Origin of the sequence: Streptomyces sp. WG7 (assembly GCF_049975785.1) — a bacterium.
GTDB lineage: Bacteria > Actinomycetota > Actinomycetes > Streptomycetales > Streptomycetaceae > Streptomyces.
The window spans coordinates 43,964-59,687 of record NZ_JBNGGE010000039.1; the positions used below are offsets into that span (position 1 = coordinate 43,964).

A 15,724-nucleotide genomic window follows, 5' to 3' on the forward strand; every position below is an offset into this window, starting at 1 on the left:
ATCCAGGGTAGCCAGCCCGGGTCAGCCGGCGACGAGGTGGTGCCGGGAGCCGGGGGCGGGCGGGGCCGGCCTGCGGCGGGGGAAGACCTCGCCGGGGGTGGGGACGGGACGTTTGGGGGTGGCGGGGGTGGGCTGGGGGGCGGGTTTCCGGGCGGGCTTCTGTGCGGGTTTCCCGTCCGGCTGCTGGCCGCCGGGAAGGGCGTGGAGGCGGGAGCGCGCGGCGGGGAGGGAGATGGTGACCCCCGGGGCCGCCATGGCCCCCGTGGTGGCCGTGACTGCGGAGACTGAGGCCGCCCTGGCGGCCGTGGGCCCGCAGCGGGCCAGGAGGGCGGCCGCGGCAGGGTTGCCGCGCAGGGCTCCCAGGGCGGCGAGATCGTCCGTGTCCGGGCGGTGTCCGGCGCCCAGAGCCTCGTCCAGGAGCGCCAGGTAGCCGGTGGCGGTACCGGGGAGCGCGGCGCGGTACCGGGCGAGGTCGGCCACCAGGAAGGCGCGCAGCCGGGCGCCCTCCCGCATCGCCTCGTCGAGCGACTCCGCGAGGCGTAGGCAGTCCTGGGCCTCCTCCGTCGAGACGGGGCTGGGGTGCAGGGCGAGGGCGAGGGCGCGCCGGAGCACACGCAGCTCCTGAGCACCGAACGCCATACCGCCGCGGGATCCGTAGGGCGTGGGCATGCGGCGACGATACGCGCTAATCAGACAAACCCGGCATAGGGTGCGGGTGTGGCGTGGGGGGCCACTCGGATGCGGGCGCCCGCGTCGCCCTGTGCGCGTTCGGTGGGGGGGCGGGTGGCGCGTTCCGTGCGGGGTAGGTGGCGCGTTCCGTCGTCGGAACAGCGCGGCGGAGCGGGGGCGCCTGCGGGGGTGGCGGGGTTCTGACGCGCCACCCGGTGCGAGCGGCCTGCCTTCCGGACCACGCCCCCGGGCCGCGTCTCCGCCGGTCCACGCCCCGGGTCCACGCCCCCGGGGCCGGTCCCCACCCCGGGGCCGCACACTCGGGCCGGGAGTCCCCGGGCCCACACCCCCGATCCGCGCCCGCGCCCGCGCCGTCGGCTACATACGGGACACGTTCCGCTCGTACACCAGCCGCAGCCCCATCAGCGTCAGCCACGGCTCGTGTTCGTCGATGACCGAGGACTCCCCCAGCACCATCGGCGCGAGCCCGCCCGTCGCGATGACCGTGACGTCGTCCGGGTCGTCGGCCAGCTCGCGGGCCATGCGGTGGACGACGCCGTCGACCTGGCCGGCGAAGCCGTAGATGATCCCGGACTGCATGGCCTCGACCGTGTTCTTGCCGATCACGCTGCGGGGACGCGCCACCTCGATCTTGCGGAGCTGTGCGCCCTTGACGCCGAGCGCCTCGACCGAGATCTCGATGCCGGGGGCGATGACCCCGCCGATGTACTCCCCGCGCGCGCTGACCGCGTCGAACGTCGTCGCCGTGCCGAAGTCCACGACGATCGCCGGGCCGCCGTAGAGCTCCACGGCGGCGACCGCGTTGATGATGCGGTCCGCGCCGACCTCCTTGGGGTGGTCGGTGAGGATCGGGACGCCCGTCTTCACGCCCGGTTCGACGAGGACCGCGGGGACGTCGCCGTAGTAGCGGCGGGTGACCTCGCGCAGTTCGTGCAGGACCGAGGGGACCGTCGCGCAGATGGCGATGCCGTCGATGCCGTCGCCCAGTTCGTCGCCGAGGAGCGGGTGCATGCCCATCAGGCCCTGGAGGAGGACCGCCAGCTCGTCGGCCGTGCGGCGCGAGTCCGTGGAGATGCGCCAGTGCTCGACGATGTCCTCGCCGTCGAAGAGGCCGAGGACGGTGTGTGTGTTGCCTACGTCGATCGTCAGCAGCATGGGCTCTACTCCGCCGCTCGAAGGTCCAGGCCGATGTCCAGGATGGGGGAGCTGTGGGTGAGGGCTCCCACGGCCAGGTAGTCGACACCCGTCGCCGCGTACGCCTTGGCGTTGTGCAGGGTGAGGCGGCCGGACGCCTCCAGGGTGGCGCGGCCGGCGACCAGGGCCACCGCCTCCTCGCACTCTTCCGGGGTGAAGTTGTCCAGGAGGATCAGGTCGGCGCCCGCGTCCACGACCTCGCGGAGCTGGTGCAGGGTGTCGACCTCGACCTCGATGGGGACGTCGGGGAAGCGTTCGCGCACTGCCTGGAAGGCCGCCGCCACGCCGCCCGCGGCCACCACGTGGTTGTCCTTGACCAGGGCCGCGTCCGAGAGGGACATGCGGTGGTTGACGCCGCCGCCGCAGCGGACCGCGAACTTCTCGAGGGAGCGCAGGCCCGGGGTGGTCTTGCGGGTGTCGCGGACCTTGGCCTTCGTCCCCTCCAGGGCGTCCGCCCACGCGCGTGTGGCCGTCGCGATGCCCGACAGGCGGCACAGGAGGTTCAGCGCGCTGCGCTCGGCGGTGAGGATGTCACGGGTGCGGGTGGTGACGGAGAGGAGCTTCTGGCCGGCGTCGACGCGGTCGCCGTCCTCGACGTGGCGCTCCACCTCGAACTCGTCCGTGCAGACGACCGACATGACCGCCTCGGCGACCCTGAGGCCCGCCACCACGCCCGCCTCCCGCGCGGTGAAGTCGGCGGTGGCCACGGCCTCCTCGGGAATCGTCGCGACCGTCGTCACGTCCACGCCGCCCGCCAGGTCCTCCTGGATGGCGACGTTCGCGAGGTCCTCGACCTCCACGGGGTCGAGTCCGGAGTCCAGCATGAGGGCCGCGAGCGCGGGGTCGAGACCGCACTCCATGTAGGCCTCTTCGTCGGTGTCCGCGCCGCAGGCGCAGCCGTCGCCGCAGCCTCCGGTGGAGGCGAGGGGAAGATCGGGGGTGTTCACTGCTGTCACTGCTCCTGGGGACGCTGCGCCGGCTGGGGGCTGTGGGTGGTCGGGGGGAATTCTGGCGTGTCCGTGGTGTGCACGGCGAGGGACCGGTCCGGGTTCAGGCGTACGACGATGTGGCGGCGCCACGTCGTGTCGTCGCGGTCCGCGTGGTCCTCGCGCCAGTGGCAGCCGCGGGTCTCCTCGCGCTGTGCCGCCGCGGCCACCAGGACGCGGGCCACGCACAGGAGGTTGGTGGCCTCCCAGGTGTCGACGCCCGGCTCGGACGTCTTTCCGTTCTCGTGCAGGGCCTCGCGGGCCTCGGTGTGGAGGTGGTGCAGCCGGTCGGCGGCCCGGGTGAGGGAGCCGGCCGAGCGCAGGACGCCGGCGCCCGCGGTCATGATCCGCTGGATCGTGAGGCGGGCCTCGGGCGGGAGGAGGGGGTGCGCCGGGAGGCCGGGGTGCGGGACGGGGGCGGGCACGCGCGCGTGGAGGGTGCCGTCCGCGTGGCTCGCCGCGATGTCGGCGGCGATGCGCTCGGCGTAGACCAGGCCCTCCAGGAGGGAGTTGGAGGCCAGGCGGTTGGCACCGTGCACGCCCGTGCAGGCGACCTCGCCGCACGCGTACAGGCCGGGGACCGTGGTGCGGCCCGAGGCGTCGGTGCGGACGCCGCCGGAGGCGTAGTGGGCGGCCGGGGCGACCGGGACCGGCTCGGTGACCGGGTCGATGCCGTGCGCGCGGCAGGCGGCGAGGATCGTCGGGAAGCGGTGCTCCCACATGTCGGCGCCGAAGTGCCGGGCGTCGAGGTACATGTGCTCGGCGTCCTGCTCCCGCATGCGGCGCATGATGCCCTTGGCGACGATGTCGCGGGGGGCGAGTTCGGCCAGCTCGTGCTGTCCCGCCATGAAGCGCACGCCGTCCGCGTCCACCAGGTGGGCGCCCTCGCCGCGTACCGCCTCGGAGACCAGGGGCTGCTGGCCCTCGGCGTCCGGACCGAGGAAGAGGACCGTGGGGTGGAACTGGACGAACTCGAGGTCGCTCACCTCGGCGCCCGCGCGCAGGGCGAGCGCGACGCCGTCGCCCGTCGAGACGGACGGGTTCGTCGTGGCCGAGAAGACCTGGCCCATGCCGCCGGTGGCGAGGACGACGGCGGGGGCGTGGACCGCCCCGACGCCGTCGTGCTGTCCCTCGCCCATGACGTGCAGGGTGACGCCGGCGGTCCGGCCGTCCGCGTCCGTGAGGAGGTCCAGGACGAGGGCGTTCTCGATCGTGCGCATCCCGCGCGCGCGTACCGCCTCCACCAGGGCCCGGGAGATCTCCGCGCCCGTGGCGTCGCCGCCGGCGTGCGCGATGCGGCGGCGGTGGTGGCCGCCCTCGCGGGTGAGGGCCAGGCCGCCCTCGGCGGACTCGTCGAAGTGCGCGCCGGTGGCGATGAGGCGGCGTACGGCGTCGGGGCCCTCGGTGACCAGGAGGCGGACCGCTTCCTCGTCACACAGGCCCGCGCCGGCGACTAGGGTGTCGTCCAGGTGTTCCTCGGGGGTGTCGCCCTCGCCCAGGGCCGCGGCGATGCCGCCCTGCGCCCAGCGGGTGGAGCCGTCGTCGAGGCGGGCCTTGGTGACGACGACCGTCCGCAGGCCCGCCGCCTCGCAGCGCAGGGCGGCGGTGAGGCCGGCGACGCCGGAGCCGACGACCACCACGTCCGCGGCGATGGCCCAGCCGGGCGCGGGCGCGTGCAGTCGTATGCCTGTGCTGGTCACGAGGCGGCTCCGAAGGTGAGGGTGACGTTGTCGATCAGCCGGGTCGCGCCGACCCGGGCGGCGACGGCGAGGACGGCCTCGCCGGTGTGGTCGTCACCGATCTCGGTGAAGTCGGACGGATCGACCAGGGCGAGGTAGTCCAGCTCCAGCGGCGGATCGGCGCGGGCCGCGTCGTCCAGCACGAGGCGCGCGGCGGCCCGGACGGCCGTGGCGCTGCCCGGCGCGGACGTGGCCACGGCATGGGCGTCGGCCGCCGCGCGGGACTCGCCCAGGGCGCTGAGGGCCTCGGCGCGCGCCTGTGTGGCGGGCACTTCGCGGGCCCGCGCGCGCAGCGCCTCCTGGGCGGCGTGCCGGTCCAGGCCGGCGAAGAGCGCCTGGGAGAGCGCGAGGGCGGTGCGGCGCTCCCGGGTCGAGAGGTAGCGGTTGCGGCTGGACAGTGCCAGGCCGTCCTCTTCGCGCACGGTGGGGACGCCGACGATCTCCATGCCGAAGTTCAGGTCGCGGACCATGCGGCGGATCAGGGCGAGCTGCTGGGCGTCCTTCTGGCCGTAGAGGGCCAGGTCCGGGCGGGTGAGGTGGAGCAGCTTGGCGACGACGGTGAGCATGCCGTCGAAGTGGCCGGGTCGGGAGGCGCCCTCCAGGCGTTCACCCATGGGGCCCGCGGTGACGCGCACCTGGGGCTCGCCTCCCGGGTACACCTCGTCGACGGCGGGGGCGAAAACGGCGTCCGCGCCCGCCTCCCCGGCGATCGCCAGGTCGGCGTCCAGGGTGCGCGGGTAGCGGTCGAGGTCCTCGCCGGCACCGAACTGCAGCGGGTTGACGAAGACGGTGACGACGACCTCGCCGTCCGGGCCCACGAGGTCACGGGCCGTACGGATCAGGGTGGCGTGGCCCTCGTGCAGGGCACCCATGGTCATCACGACGGCCCGGCGGCCGTGCCGTACGCGCGCGTGCAGCTCGTCGGCGGTGCGCAGCAGGACGGGCGGGGTGGGGGTCATCGGGCGTCTCCCTCGGTGCCGTCGGAGCTGTCGGTGCCGTCGGTGTTTTCGGTGCTGTCGGTGCCTGTGGTGCCCGTGCCGGTGCCGGTGCCGCTGTTCCCGGCGGCCCCGGCGGCCCCGGCGGCCCCGTCGGCGAGTACCCCGAGCAGGTCCTCGGCGAGTTCGGCTTTCAGCAAGCCGTGGTCCAGCGCCCGGTCGGCGGTCGCGCGCGCCATCGCCAGATAGCCGGCGACGGCCTGCGGGGCGTGTGCGCGCAGCTCCACGATGTGCGCGGCGACCGTGCCCGCGTCCCCGCGCGCGACGGGGCCGGTGAGGGCCGCGTCGCCGGAGCGCAGGGCGTTGTCGAGGGAGGCGCCCAGCAGCGGGCCGAGCATGCGGTCGGGCGCCTCGACGCCCGCGGTGCGCAGCAGCTCCATCGACTGCGCGACCAGGGTGACGAGGTGGTTGGCCCCCAGGGCGAGCGCGGCGTGGTACAGCGGGCGCTTGTCCTCGGCGATCCACTCCGGCTCGCCGCCCATCTCGATGACCAGGGCCTCGGCGACCAGCCGCAGCTCCTCGGGCGCGGTGATGCCGAAGGAGCAGCCCGCCAGGCGCTGGACGTCCACGGGGGTGCCGGTGAAGGTCATCGCCGGGTGCAGGGCCAGCGGCAGGGCACCGGCGCGCAACGCCGGGTCCAGGACCCTCGCGCCGTACCGCCCGGAGGTGTGCACGAGCAGCTGGCCCGGCCGCACCGCCCCGGTCTCGGCGAGTCCGGTCACCAGGCCGGGCAGAGCGTCGTCGGGGACCGTCAGCAGGACCAGCTCGGCGCGCTGGAGGACCTCGGCGGGCGGCACGAGCGGCACGTCCGGGAGCAGCGCCGCGGCGCGTCGTCTGGAGGCGTCGGAGACCCCGGAGACGGCCACCGGGCGGTGCCCGGCGAGCGCGAGGGACGCGGCCAGCGCGGGGCCCACGCGTCCGGCGCCGACGACGCCTACGGTGAGCCGCGCGGGGCGGTCCTTGGGGTCTGGCTGTGGGGTTGTGTTCACGCGACGGCGGCCTTCCCGTTCCAGTCCGCTCGGGGTACCGGACGATTTCTCGTCATGTTAACGCGATTGGTTCGGCGTACGTCCGGTTGTCCACAGGCTGTGGGTTTCCGCGCGACGGCGGGACACACCCCAGCACTCCCACGCGCGCACACGGGGACGCGCGGCGGGACGTACGGGAAACCCGGATGCCCGCACCGACGTCCGCGCGGCATGATCACGGCATGAGCGATACGGCGGAACAGGACGAGCGAGCGGAACAGGACGAGCGGCGGCCCGGGGAGACGGCCGGGGAGGCGGCCGGGGCGGAGCCGGCGGAGGGACCGACGGAGGGATCCGCGGAGGAACGGAGCCGGCGACTGCGGGAACGGCGCGTGGCCGCCCACCGCAACGCCCGGCGGATGCTCGCCGGGCCGGGGTTCAGCACGACCCTGCGCGAGCGGCTCGCCCTGCTCGACGACGCCGCCGAGCTGTACGACCTCGACGAGCCGTCCGACATGTACGGCAACGGTGTCGTGGAGGCCCTGGAGGAGAAGGTCGCCGCCCTGCTCGGCACCGAGGCTGCGGCCTTCTTCCCCACCGGCACCATGGCCCAGCAGGTGGCGATGCGCTGCTGGGCGGGCCGCACCGGCAGTCCGGTCGTCGCCCTGCACGGGCTCAGCCATCCCGAGATGCACGAGCGCAACGCCTTCAGCCTGGTCAGCGGCTTGCGCCCGGTACGGGTGACCAGCGCGCCCCGGCTGCCGACCGCCGACGAGGTACGCGACTTCGAGGAGCCGTTCGGGGCCCTGATGCTGGAACTGCCGCTCAGGGAGCCCGGTTTCGTACTGCCCACCTGGGAGGAGCTCACCGACGTCGTCGAGGCCGCGCGGGAGCGCGACGCGGTGGTCCACTTCGACGGGGCCCGTCTGTGGGAGACCACCGTCCACTTCGGCCGCCCCCTGGCCGAGATCGCGGGCCTCGCGGACAGCGTGTACGTCTCGTTCTACAAGTCCCTCAAGGGCTACGGAGGCGCCGCCCTGGCAGGCCCCCGGACGCTGATCGAGGAGGCGAAGGCCTGGCGGCACCGGTACGGCGGCGCGGTGTTCCAGCAGTTCCCGACGGTGCTGTCGGCACTGGCCGGCCTGGAGCGCGAGCTGCCCCGGCTGCCGGAGTACGTGACCCACGCGCGCGTGGTGGCCGCCGCACTGCGGGAGGGCTTCGCGGCAGCCGGGCTGCCGTGGGCGCGGGTACAACCCGAGGAGCCGCACACCCACGAGTTCCAGGTCTTGCTGCCGTACGACGCCGATGTCGTCGGCGAGGCCGCGGTCCGGCAGGGCGAGGAGACGGGGACCATGCTCTTCTCCCAGGGGTGGCTCACACCGGTCCCGGGACTCGCCGTCACGGAGGTCAGTGTGGAAGAGGAGGGCCTCCGGTGGACGGCGGACGACGTGAAGGCGGCGGTCGCCGACTTCGCGGCCAGGCTGGAGGGCTGACTCGACCTGACTCGACCTGACTCGACCTGGCTCGACCTGGCTCGACCTGGCTCGAGTAACGACCGGTCAGGCCGGTACTACTGACCGGTCAGGCCGGGAGTCCTGGCCAGTCGGACCGGGAGCTCCGACCGGTCGGACCGGGAGGACCGGGAGGACCGGCCGGACCGGGAGGACTGACCGGCCGGACCGGAGTGCTGCCCGGCCCCGCGCCGGCCACGCGGGTCAGCCGAGGGCACGCGGCCACAGGGACCACCACCGGCGCAGGGCCAGCCGTACCCGGCCGTGCGCCGGGCGGCCGGCGAGGACGGCGTGGAACTGACGGCGGTCGTGCCACTCGCGCACGACCTGCCAGTCGTGCGCGCCGGGCGCGGGCGGCGCGGGCTCGCCGAGCTGCCGGGCCCGGTAGGAGTCGAGGAGGTACTGCTGGGTGATGCTCATGGGGGTCGCCTTCTCGAAGGAACGTGTGGTGGGAATCGGGCTCCGCGGCTGCCCCGGTGCCTCCAGGTTGCTCCGGTACGGCCCTCCCGTCGCGCCGATTGACGGCGGGCGTCAATCGGCGGTGGCGTTGTCAGTGGTGGGGTGCACCATGAGGGCATGAGCGTGCGTATCGACATCGCGGGGCTGCGGCCGGAGAGGGTCGCCGTCGTGCCCTCGCCCCTGGCCGAGCTGGGCATGGCGCTGCACGCCCTGTCCGAGCCGGGGCACCACCCGGGTCTGCAGGGCTGGGCGACGGGCGTGACCGCCCGGCTCGACTCGCCTCTGGCCGACCGGATGTGCGAGGCCGACTTCCTGTGGCGGACGACGTTCTCGGACCTGTTCATGCCGTTCGCCGGCGTGCCGGGACGCAGCACACTGCCCGGCGCCACCCTCGCCGAGGACCTGGACCTGCTCGACAAGCTGTCCGACGAGCAGTTCGTGGACGCGGCGCTGGAGTTCACCTGCGCCCTGCCCTACAGCACCGGCGGGGCCTCCGCGCTCGCGGACGCCGAGACGCGCCGGCGCGCGCTGGACCTGGCCGCCGCGCGCGGACCGCAGCAGCTGCGCTTCAGCGAGCGCCTGCTGGCCGATCCGCCGCGGATCCGGGGATGGCTGCGGCAGTTCGCGCAGGACTGCGACGAGGCGTTCTTCGCGGATGCCTGGTCGCGGCTGCGCCACCAACTCGCGGCGGACGCCCGCCACAAGACGGACCTGCTGCGCCGCAAGGGGCTCGCCGAGGCGCTGGCCGCCGTGTCCCCGGCGGTGACGCTGGACGAGTCCGCCGCGCGGATCACGGTCGACAAGCTGGGCGACGGCCGTTCGGCGACGGCGGACGGCGGACTGCTGCTCGTCCCGACGAGCCTGGGCTGGCCGCACCTGATGGTCCTCCACCGGCACGACTGGCAGCCGGTGCTGCACTATCCCGTCGGCTCCCCCGAGCTGGCCTCGCCGCCGTCGGTCGAGCAGCTGACACTGCGGATGTCCGCGCTGTCCCACCCGGTCCGGATGCGGATCTGCCGCCATCTGGCCCGCAGCGCGTACACCACGAGCGAGCTGGCGCAGGCGCACGGCATGACGGCCCCGGAGATATCCCGGCACCTCGGGGTGCTGAAGAAGGCGGGCCTGATCACCACCCGCCGCCGCGGGCGGTACGTACTGCACCAGCTGGACGTGACGGTGGTGGCCCGGCTGGGCAGCGACTTCCTGGAGGGAATACTCCGGTAACCGCCGTCCCACGGCGGTTACCGGCAGGTCGGGGCGCCGACGGGCCCGGTCCACCGGCAGGTCCGTCGAACCGGATGTGGCGGATTCAGTCGAACCGGATGTGGCGGATTCCGACCCCCGCCTGCCTCAGACGCGTACGCAGCGCGCCCTCGTTGTTGGGCTTCAGGGTGAGTCCCGCCAGCACGGCGATCCGGTCCGCGGTCTTCGGGACGGTCGCGTGGTCCGTCCACAGGTGCTCGGCGAACTCCGGCTCCCGCAGCCGTTCCAGGCAGCGGTCGAGCTGCTCCACGGCCCAGCTCTCGCGGCGCAGCCCGGCGTCCTTCCCGGCGACGTACCGCAGGACGGGCCCGAAGCCGCGCCCGTGCAGCCGCCGCAGGACGGTCTCGCGTTCGGCGAGGAGGGTGAAGTGATGGACGTCGTGGCCGAGTTCGCGCAGCCGGCCGACGGTCTCGGCGAAGTACCCGGAGTCGGTGACCGTCATGGGCGCGATCACCACGCCGTCGTGCTCGGTGAGGGCCAGGTCGAGGACCTCCACGACACCCCGCCGCCAGGAGGCCAGGTCCTGGAAGTCGCCCCGCAGCCCGGGCGGCAGCATGCGGTGCAGGCCGAAGCCCACGTGCTCGGGGTCGCAGACGACGCTGCCGGACAGCCTGCGGTGTATCTCGTGCGCGGTCTGTGTCTTGCCGCCCCCGAAGGGGCCGTTGATCCACAGGAGCATGCCGGAGACCCTACCGACGCGGGACCCGCCGCGGGCGCCGCCGGCCCGGTCCGCCGTCAACCCGCTCCGCCGTCAATCCGGACCGCCGCCGGCCCGGTCCGCCGTCAGCCCGGTCCGCCGCCGGCCCGCACCAGCCCGGTCTCGTAGGCCAGGACGACCACCTGCACCCGGTCGCGCAGGCCGAGCTTGGTCAGGATGCGGCCCACGTGCGTCTTCACGGTCGCCTCGGACAGCACGAGCCGGGCCGCGATCTCTCCGTTGGACAGGCCCTGCGCGACCAGCACCATCACCTCGCGCTCGCGCTCGGTGAGCCGCTGGAGCCCCGTGTGCCGGGGCTCCTGACCGGTGGTCGGCAGCATCGGCGCGAACCGGTCCAGGAGCCGGCGGGTGGTGGAGGGGGCGACCACCGCGTCGCCGCTGTGCACGGAGCGGATGGCGGCGAGCAGCTCGCCGGGCGGCACGTCCTTGAGCATGAAACCGGAGGCGCCCGCCTTCAGCGCCGAGAAGGCGTACTCGTCGAGGTCGAAGGTGGTCAGGATCAGCACCTTCGGCGCGTTCGGGTCCACGCAGATCCGGCTGGTGGCCTCGACTCCGTCGAGCTTGGGCATGCGGACGTCCATCAGGACGACGTCCACGGAGGTGGAGCGCAGCACCTGGAGGGCCTCGACGCCGTCGCCCGCCTCCGCGACGACCTCCATGTCCGGCTGGGCCGCCAGCACCATCCGGAACCCGGTGCGCAGCAGCACCTGGTCGTCGACGAGCATTACACGGATCGCCATCGGGGGCCTCTTCCTTACAGGTGTCAACGCGGTACGTGCGTAGGGAGACGTGTCTCAGTGTGCGGGTTTCAGCGGCAGCAGTGCACTGATGCGGAACCCTCCTCCCGGCCGCGGACCCGCGTCCAGGGTGCCGCCGACCATGCCGACCCGCTCGCGCATGCCGATCAGGCCGTGGCCCTGGCCGTCGTAGCCGCCCTCCTCGTACAGCTCGTGCGGGGCTCCCTTGCCGTCGTCCTCGATGAGCAGCCCGAGCCCGTCGTCGAAGTAGACCAGGCGCACGCTCGCGCCCGCGTTGGGGCCGCCGTGCTTGCGCGTGTTGGTCAGCGCCTCCTGCACGATGCGGTACGCGGTGAGCTCGACGCCGCTGGGCAACTGACGCGGAGTGCCCTCGACCTTGAAGTCGACGGGCAGACCGGAGCCGCGGCATTCCTCGACGAGTTCCTCGATCTGCTGGACGTCGGGCTGCGGGACGTACTCGCCGGCCTCCTGGTGCTCGCCGGTGCGCAGTACGCCGAGCAGGCGGCGCATCTCCGCGAGCGCCTGGCGGCCGGTGGAGGAGATGGTCTCCAGCGCCTTCTTGGCCTGGTCGGGGGCCGCGTCCAGGACGTAGGCGGCACCGTCGGCCTGCACCACCATCACGGACACGTTGTGCGCGACGACGTCGTGCAGCTCGCGCGCGATCCGGGCGCGCTCGGCCGCGACCGCGACCTTGGCCTGCGCCTCGCGCTCCTTCTCCAGCCGGGCGGCCCGCTCCTCCAGCTGCGCGAAGTAGGCGCGGCGGGTGCGGACGGAGTCGCCGAGCACCCAGGCGAGGGCGAAGGGCACCCCCTGGAAGACCGTTATGGCGATGTTGGCGCCTATGCCCAGATCACCGTCGGACCAGCGCAGCTGGGCGACGGGAGACGCGCACAGGCCCGTGACCAGCGCGGTACGGGAGGCCCACCGGGCACCCTTCGCGGCCACCGTGTAGACGATCACGAGGAAGGCGAAGTCGGCCGGCACCGTCGCGACGTCCAGCGCCAGCTGCGCCACGCCGAGTCCGACGGCCAGCAGCAGCATCTTCTCCGGCAGCCGCTGCCGCAGCGCGATCACGGCGCAGAGCGGCACCGTGAGGGAGAGGATCAGCGCCGTGGAGTCCGTCCCGTACCCCCGCGGCTGCGGGGAGACCACGGACACCACGGAAATCCCGAGCACGACGAGGGCCCAGAAAAAGTCGACCCCGGTCGGGTGTCTGCGGATGAAGTCGTAGAGGCGCTGCACGTAACCCAGCGTATGGAAGCGGAATAGGTGCAGGGGTCAACCGGAGGGCCGATCCGCGCTCCCCGCGCATACTCCGCAAGGTGGAGGCTTCGTTCTCCCGTGCGCCTAGCCTGGGCGTGTGACGCGAGAGACAGCAGGGACAGAGGGGGCATCGGGGGCCCCGGGGACTGCGGGGGCAGCAGAGCCCACAGAGGTCTCAGGGGCGTGTACGGGCTGGCGCAGCTGGCGGGAAGCCACGCAGGACGCCCTCTACGGACCGGCCGGGTTCTACCGCGGTCCCGAGGGGCCGGCCGGGCATTTCCGCACGTCCGTGCACGCGTCGCCGCTGTTCGCCGGGGCCGTGGCGCGGTTGCTGTGCCGGGTCGACGAGGCGCTGGGGCGGCCCGCGGCTCTGGACTTCGTGGACATGGCGGCCGGGCGGGGCGAACTGGTCACCGGGGTACTGGCCGCGCTCCCCGCCGACGTGGCCGCCCGCACCCGCGCGTACGCCGTCGAGGTCGCCGGCCGCCCCGACGGGCTGGACCACCGGATCGAGTGGCTCGGCGAGCCGCCGCCCGGCACGACCGGGCTGCTGTTCGCCAACGAGTGGCTGGACAACGTACCCGTGGAGGTGGCGGAGGTGGACTCCGCGGGTGTGGCGCGGCGGGTCCTCGTCCGGGACGACGGGACCGAGCGGCTCGGGGAGCCGGTGGACGGGGCCGAGGCCGCGTGGCTGGCGCGGTGGTGGCCGCTGCCCGGCGAGGAGGGGCTGCGGGCCGAGATCGGGCTTCCCCGGGACGCCGCCTGGGCGTCCGCCGTGTCGGCACTGGACGCGGGGCTCGCCGTGGCCGCCGACTACGCGCACACCGTGGACGCCCGTCCGCCGTTCGGGACGCTCACCGGCTTCCGGGAGGGGCGGGAGACGCCGCCGGTGCCGGACGGGTCGTGCGACATCACCGCGCATGTCGCGCTGGACGCGTGCGCGGCGGCCCACACCGCGAGGTGCACTCCGGAGCGCACGCCCCCGGATGCGCTTCTGCGCCCCCAGCGCGAGGCTCTGCGCGCCCTCGGTGTCGCGGGCGCACGCCCCCCGCTCGCACTGGCCTCCACCGACCCCGCGGCGTACGTACGCGCCCTCGCGGCCGCCTCGCAGGCCGCCGAGCTGACCGCGCCGGGCGGGCTCGGCGGGCTGGGCGACTTCATGTGGCTGATCCAGCCGGTCGGCCCCGTCGACGCCGCCGCGCTACTTGTCGATGTCCCCGACCACGAAGAACAGTGACCCCAGGATCGCCACCATGTCCGAGACCAGCGTCCCCGGCAGCAGCTCCGCCAGCGCCTGGATGTTGTTGTACGACGCCGAGCGCAGCTTCAGCCGGTACGGGGTCTTCTCACCCTTGCTGACCAGGTAGTAGCCGTTGATGCCGAGCGGGTTCTCGGTCCACGCGTAGGTGTGGCCCTCGGGCGCCTTCAGCACCTTCGGGAGCCGCTGGTTGACCGGCCCGGGCGCCAGCTCGGCCAGGCGGTCCAGGCAGGCGTCGGCGAGGTCGAGGGCGTTGTGCGTCTGCTCCAGGAGGCACTCGAAGCGGGCGAGGCAGTCGCCCTCGGTGCGGGTGACGACCTTCAGGGTGTCCTGGAGTTCGCCGTAGGCGAGGTACGGCTCGTCGCGGCGCAGGTCGAAGTCGACGCCGGAGGCGCGGGCGATGGGGCCGCTGACCCCGTAGGAGTGCACGGCCTCGGGGCTCAGGGCGCCCACGCCGCGCGTACGCCCCCGGAAGATCTCGTTGCCGAGCACCAGGTCGTCGAAGACGTCCATGCGCGAGCGCACCGCCGCGACGGCGCCGCGCGCGCGGGTGGCCCAGCCGGCCGGCAGGTCCTCCTTGAGGCCGCCGACGCGGTTGAACATGTAGTGCATGCGCCCGCCGGATACCTCCTCCATGACGTTCTGGAGGACCTCCCGCTCCCGGAAGGCGTAGAAGACCGGGGTGATGCCGCCCAGCTCCAGCGGGTACGACCCCAGGAACATCAGGTGGTTGAGCACGCGGTTCAGCTCCGCGAGCAGCGTCCGCGTCCACACCGCGCGCGTGGGGACCTCCATGCCGAGCATCCGCTCCACGGCGAGGACCACGCCCAGCTCGTTGGAGAACGCCGACAGCCAGTCGTGGCGGTTGGCGAGCACGATGATCTGACGGTAGTCACGGGCCTCGAAGAGCTTCTCCGCGCCGCGGTGCATGTAGCCGATCACGGGCTCCGCGCTCGTGATGCGCTCGCCGTCCAGGACGAGCCGCAGCCGCAGCACGCCGTGCGTGGACGGATGCTGGGGCCCGATGTTGAGCACCATGTCGGTGCTCTCCGCGGCGCCGCCGATACCGACCATGGTCTCCGTCGTAGGAGTCATGCACACAGTCTCCCCTACGTACGCTGGCTCCATGGATACGGGGAGCCCTGACGACACGGGCGCGGCGGGGGCGACGGAGGCGGAGCCGGAGTCGGTGCGGGAGGTGGTGCGGGAGCCGGTGCGGGACGAGCCGGAGTGGACCGGCCTGCCGCCGGGACTGCTGCGCATGCGGCGGCTGTTGCTGGTGGTGTGGCTGGGGCTGCTCACGCTCGCCGCGGGCGTGCTGCCCGGACTGTTCCTGGGCCCCTTCTGGGCGGCCCTGGCACTGCTGCCGCTGGCCCTGATGACCTGGGGCTGGGTCATGCTGGAGCGCAACTGGCGCTCCTGGCGGTACGCCGAGCGCGCCGACGACCTGCTGATCAGCCGGGGCGTGCTGTGGCGGGAGCAGACCGTCGTCCCGTACGGGCGGATGCAGCTGGTCGAGGTGACCTCCGGCCCGGTCGAGCGCCACTTCGGCCTGGCCAGCGTGCAGCTGCACACGGCCGCCGCCGCGACCGACGCGACCATCCCGGGCCTCGACCCGGCCGAGGCGGAACGCCTCCGCGACCGGCTCACCGAGCTGGGCGAGGCCCGATCGGCGGGGCTGTGACGGCGCCCGGGGCGGAGGGCGGCACCGCCGGGAGCAAGGCCGCCGAGGCCGGAGACCCCGGCACCGCGGCGGAGCACGACGCCACCGGAACGACGGACGGCGCCACGCCGACGACAGACGCCCCCACACCCACGACAAACGGTGCCGCGCCCACGACAGGCAGCGCCACCCCCACGACAGGCACCCCCACGCCCACAACAGACGGCCCCACGCCCACGACAGACGGCCCCGCATCAGC

15 protein-coding genes are annotated in these 15,724 nt (G+C 74.0%); 4 read left to right on the forward strand and 11 right to left on the reverse strand.

Features of this window, described 5'->3' with window-relative positions; genetic code table 11:
- Positions 1 to 21 precede the first annotated feature (21 nt).
- The 6 genes from ACP4J0_RS29520 to ACP4J0_RS29545 form a co-directional block, all read right to left on the reverse strand.
- A complete protein-coding gene (locus ACP4J0_RS29520; protein WP_426601775.1) occupies positions 22 to 669 on the reverse strand; it encodes a hypothetical protein in 648 nt (215 codons plus the stop codon).
- A 378-nt stretch (positions 670 to 1,047) separates the two neighbouring features.
- Positions 1,048 to 1,845 carry a type III pantothenate kinase gene (locus ACP4J0_RS29525; protein ID WP_426601776.1) on the reverse strand — a complete coding sequence of 266 codons (798 nt, stop codon included), beginning with the start codon at positions 1,843 to 1,845 and terminating at the stop codon, positions 1,048 to 1,050.
- A 5-nt stretch (positions 1,846 to 1,850) separates the two neighbouring features.
- Entirely contained in the window at positions 1,851 to 2,831 is a 981-nt protein-coding gene (gene nadC, locus ACP4J0_RS29530; RefSeq protein ID WP_426601805.1) for a carboxylating nicotinate-nucleotide diphosphorylase, read from the reverse strand.
- Between the two features lie 5 nt (positions 2,832 to 2,836).
- Positions 2,837 to 4,570 (reverse strand): L-aspartate oxidase, encoded by a 1,734-nt coding sequence (locus ACP4J0_RS29535; protein ID WP_426601777.1) that lies wholly within the window; start codon positions 4,568 to 4,570, stop codon positions 2,837 to 2,839.
- Positions 4,567 to 5,568 carry a pantoate--beta-alanine ligase gene (gene panC / locus ACP4J0_RS29540; protein WP_426601778.1) on the reverse strand — a complete coding sequence of 334 codons (1,002 nt, stop codon included), beginning with the start codon at positions 5,566 to 5,568 and terminating at the stop codon, positions 4,567 to 4,569. The genes ACP4J0_RS29535 and panC overlap by 4 nt, the downstream gene beginning before the upstream one ends.
- On the reverse strand, positions 5,565 to 6,593 hold the full coding sequence (locus tag ACP4J0_RS29545) for a Rossmann-like and DUF2520 domain-containing protein (protein ID WP_426601779.1): 1,029 nt from the start codon (positions 6,591 to 6,593) through the stop codon (positions 5,565 to 5,567). Before ACP4J0_RS29545 ends, panC begins: the two co-directional genes overlap by 4 nt.
- 221 nt (positions 6,594 to 6,814) lie before the next feature.
- On the opposite strand from ACP4J0_RS29545, the gene ACP4J0_RS29550 reads away from it, so the two are divergent.
- Positions 6,815 to 8,065, forward strand: a complete 1,251-nt coding sequence (locus ACP4J0_RS29550; RefSeq protein WP_426601780.1) for a threonine aldolase family protein — start codon at positions 6,815 to 6,817, stop codon at positions 8,063 to 8,065.
- A 222-nt stretch (positions 8,066 to 8,287) separates the two neighbouring features.
- Here the strand turns inward: ACP4J0_RS29550 and ACP4J0_RS29555 are convergent, their stop codons facing one another.
- Positions 8,288 to 8,503: a hypothetical protein gene (locus ACP4J0_RS29555; protein WP_426601781.1), complete on the reverse strand. Its 216-nt coding sequence runs from the start codon at positions 8,501 to 8,503 to the stop codon at positions 8,288 to 8,290.
- Positions 8,504 to 8,659: 156 nt separating this feature from the next.
- Between ACP4J0_RS29555 and ACP4J0_RS29560 the strand changes: the two genes are divergently transcribed.
- Positions 8,660 to 9,766, forward strand: a complete 1,107-nt coding sequence (locus ACP4J0_RS29560; protein WP_426601782.1) for a DUF5937 family protein — start codon at positions 8,660 to 8,662, stop codon at positions 9,764 to 9,766.
- An 85-nt stretch (positions 9,767 to 9,851) separates the two neighbouring features.
- Here the strand turns inward: ACP4J0_RS29560 and ACP4J0_RS29565 are convergent, their stop codons facing one another.
- The 3 genes from ACP4J0_RS29565 to ACP4J0_RS29575 form a co-directional block, all read right to left on the reverse strand.
- Complete coding sequence (locus ACP4J0_RS29565; RefSeq protein ID WP_426601783.1) at positions 9,852 to 10,484, reverse strand: AAA family ATPase; 633 nt, start codon at positions 10,482 to 10,484, stop codon at positions 9,852 to 9,854.
- 104 nt (positions 10,485 to 10,588) lie between these two features.
- A complete protein-coding gene (locus ACP4J0_RS29570) occupies positions 10,589 to 11,263 on the reverse strand; it encodes a response regulator (RefSeq protein ID WP_426601784.1) in 675 nt (224 codons plus the stop codon).
- 54 nt (positions 11,264 to 11,317) lie between these two features.
- Entirely contained in the window at positions 11,318 to 12,523 is a 1,206-nt protein-coding gene (locus ACP4J0_RS29575; RefSeq protein WP_426601785.1) for a sensor histidine kinase, read from the reverse strand.
- A 118-nt stretch (positions 12,524 to 12,641) separates the two neighbouring features.
- On the opposite strand from ACP4J0_RS29575, the gene ACP4J0_RS29580 reads away from it, so the two are divergent.
- Entirely contained in the window at positions 12,642 to 13,781 is a 1,140-nt protein-coding gene (locus tag ACP4J0_RS29580) for an SAM-dependent methyltransferase (protein WP_426601786.1), read from the forward strand.
- On the opposite strand, the gene ACP4J0_RS29585 is transcribed toward ACP4J0_RS29580, so the two are convergent.
- Positions 13,746 to 14,897 carry an NADH-quinone oxidoreductase subunit D gene (locus tag ACP4J0_RS29585; RefSeq protein ID WP_426601787.1) on the reverse strand — a complete coding sequence of 384 codons (1,152 nt, stop codon included), beginning with the start codon at positions 14,895 to 14,897 and terminating at the stop codon, positions 13,746 to 13,748. The two genes, ACP4J0_RS29580 and ACP4J0_RS29585, sit on opposite strands and share 36 nt — an antisense overlap.
- A 31-nt stretch (positions 14,898 to 14,928) precedes the next feature.
- Here ACP4J0_RS29585 and ACP4J0_RS29590 point away from each other — a divergent pair, with 31 nt between their 5' ends.
- The gene (locus tag ACP4J0_RS29590) at positions 14,929 to 15,486 is read left to right on the forward strand and encodes a PH domain-containing protein (RefSeq protein WP_426601788.1); all 558 of its coding nucleotides are present in this window, start codon (positions 14,929 to 14,931) and stop codon (positions 15,484 to 15,486) included.
- Positions 15,487 to 15,724: the final 238 nt, after the last annotated feature.

Bases quoted from the DNA above. Each gene is read 5' to 3' on its own strand.
- ACP4J0_RS29520 (WP_426601775.1), bottom strand. From the start codon at position 669: ATGCCCACGCCCTACGGATCCCGCGGCGGTATGGCGTTCGGTGCTCAG.
- ACP4J0_RS29525 (WP_426601776.1), bottom strand. From the start codon at position 1,845: ATGCTGCTGACGATCGACGTAGGCAACACACACACCGTCCTCGGCCTC.
- panC (WP_426601778.1), bottom strand. From the start codon at position 5,568: ATGACCCCCACCCCGCCCGTCCTGCTGCGCACCGCCGACGAGCTGCAC.
- ACP4J0_RS29550 (WP_426601780.1), top strand. From the start codon at position 6,815: ATGAGCGATACGGCGGAACAGGACGAGCGAGCGGAACAGGACGAGCGG.
- ACP4J0_RS29555 (WP_426601781.1), bottom strand. From the start codon at position 8,503: ATGAGCATCACCCAGCAGTACCTCCTCGACTCCTACCGGGCCCGGCAG.
- ACP4J0_RS29560 (WP_426601782.1), top strand. From the start codon at position 8,660: ATGAGCGTGCGTATCGACATCGCGGGGCTGCGGCCGGAGAGGGTCGCC.
- ACP4J0_RS29565 (WP_426601783.1), bottom strand. From the start codon at position 10,484: ATGCTCCTGTGGATCAACGGCCCCTTCGGGGGCGGCAAGACACAGACC.
- ACP4J0_RS29570 (WP_426601784.1), bottom strand. From the start codon at position 11,263: ATGGCGATCCGTGTAATGCTCGTCGACGACCAGGTGCTGCTGCGCACC.
- ACP4J0_RS29585 (WP_426601787.1), bottom strand. From the start codon at position 14,897: ATGACTCCTACGACGGAGACCATGGTCGGTATCGGCGGCGCCGCGGAG.
- ACP4J0_RS29590 (WP_426601788.1), top strand. From the start codon at position 14,929: ATGGATACGGGGAGCCCTGACGACACGGGCGCGGCGGGGGCGACGGAG.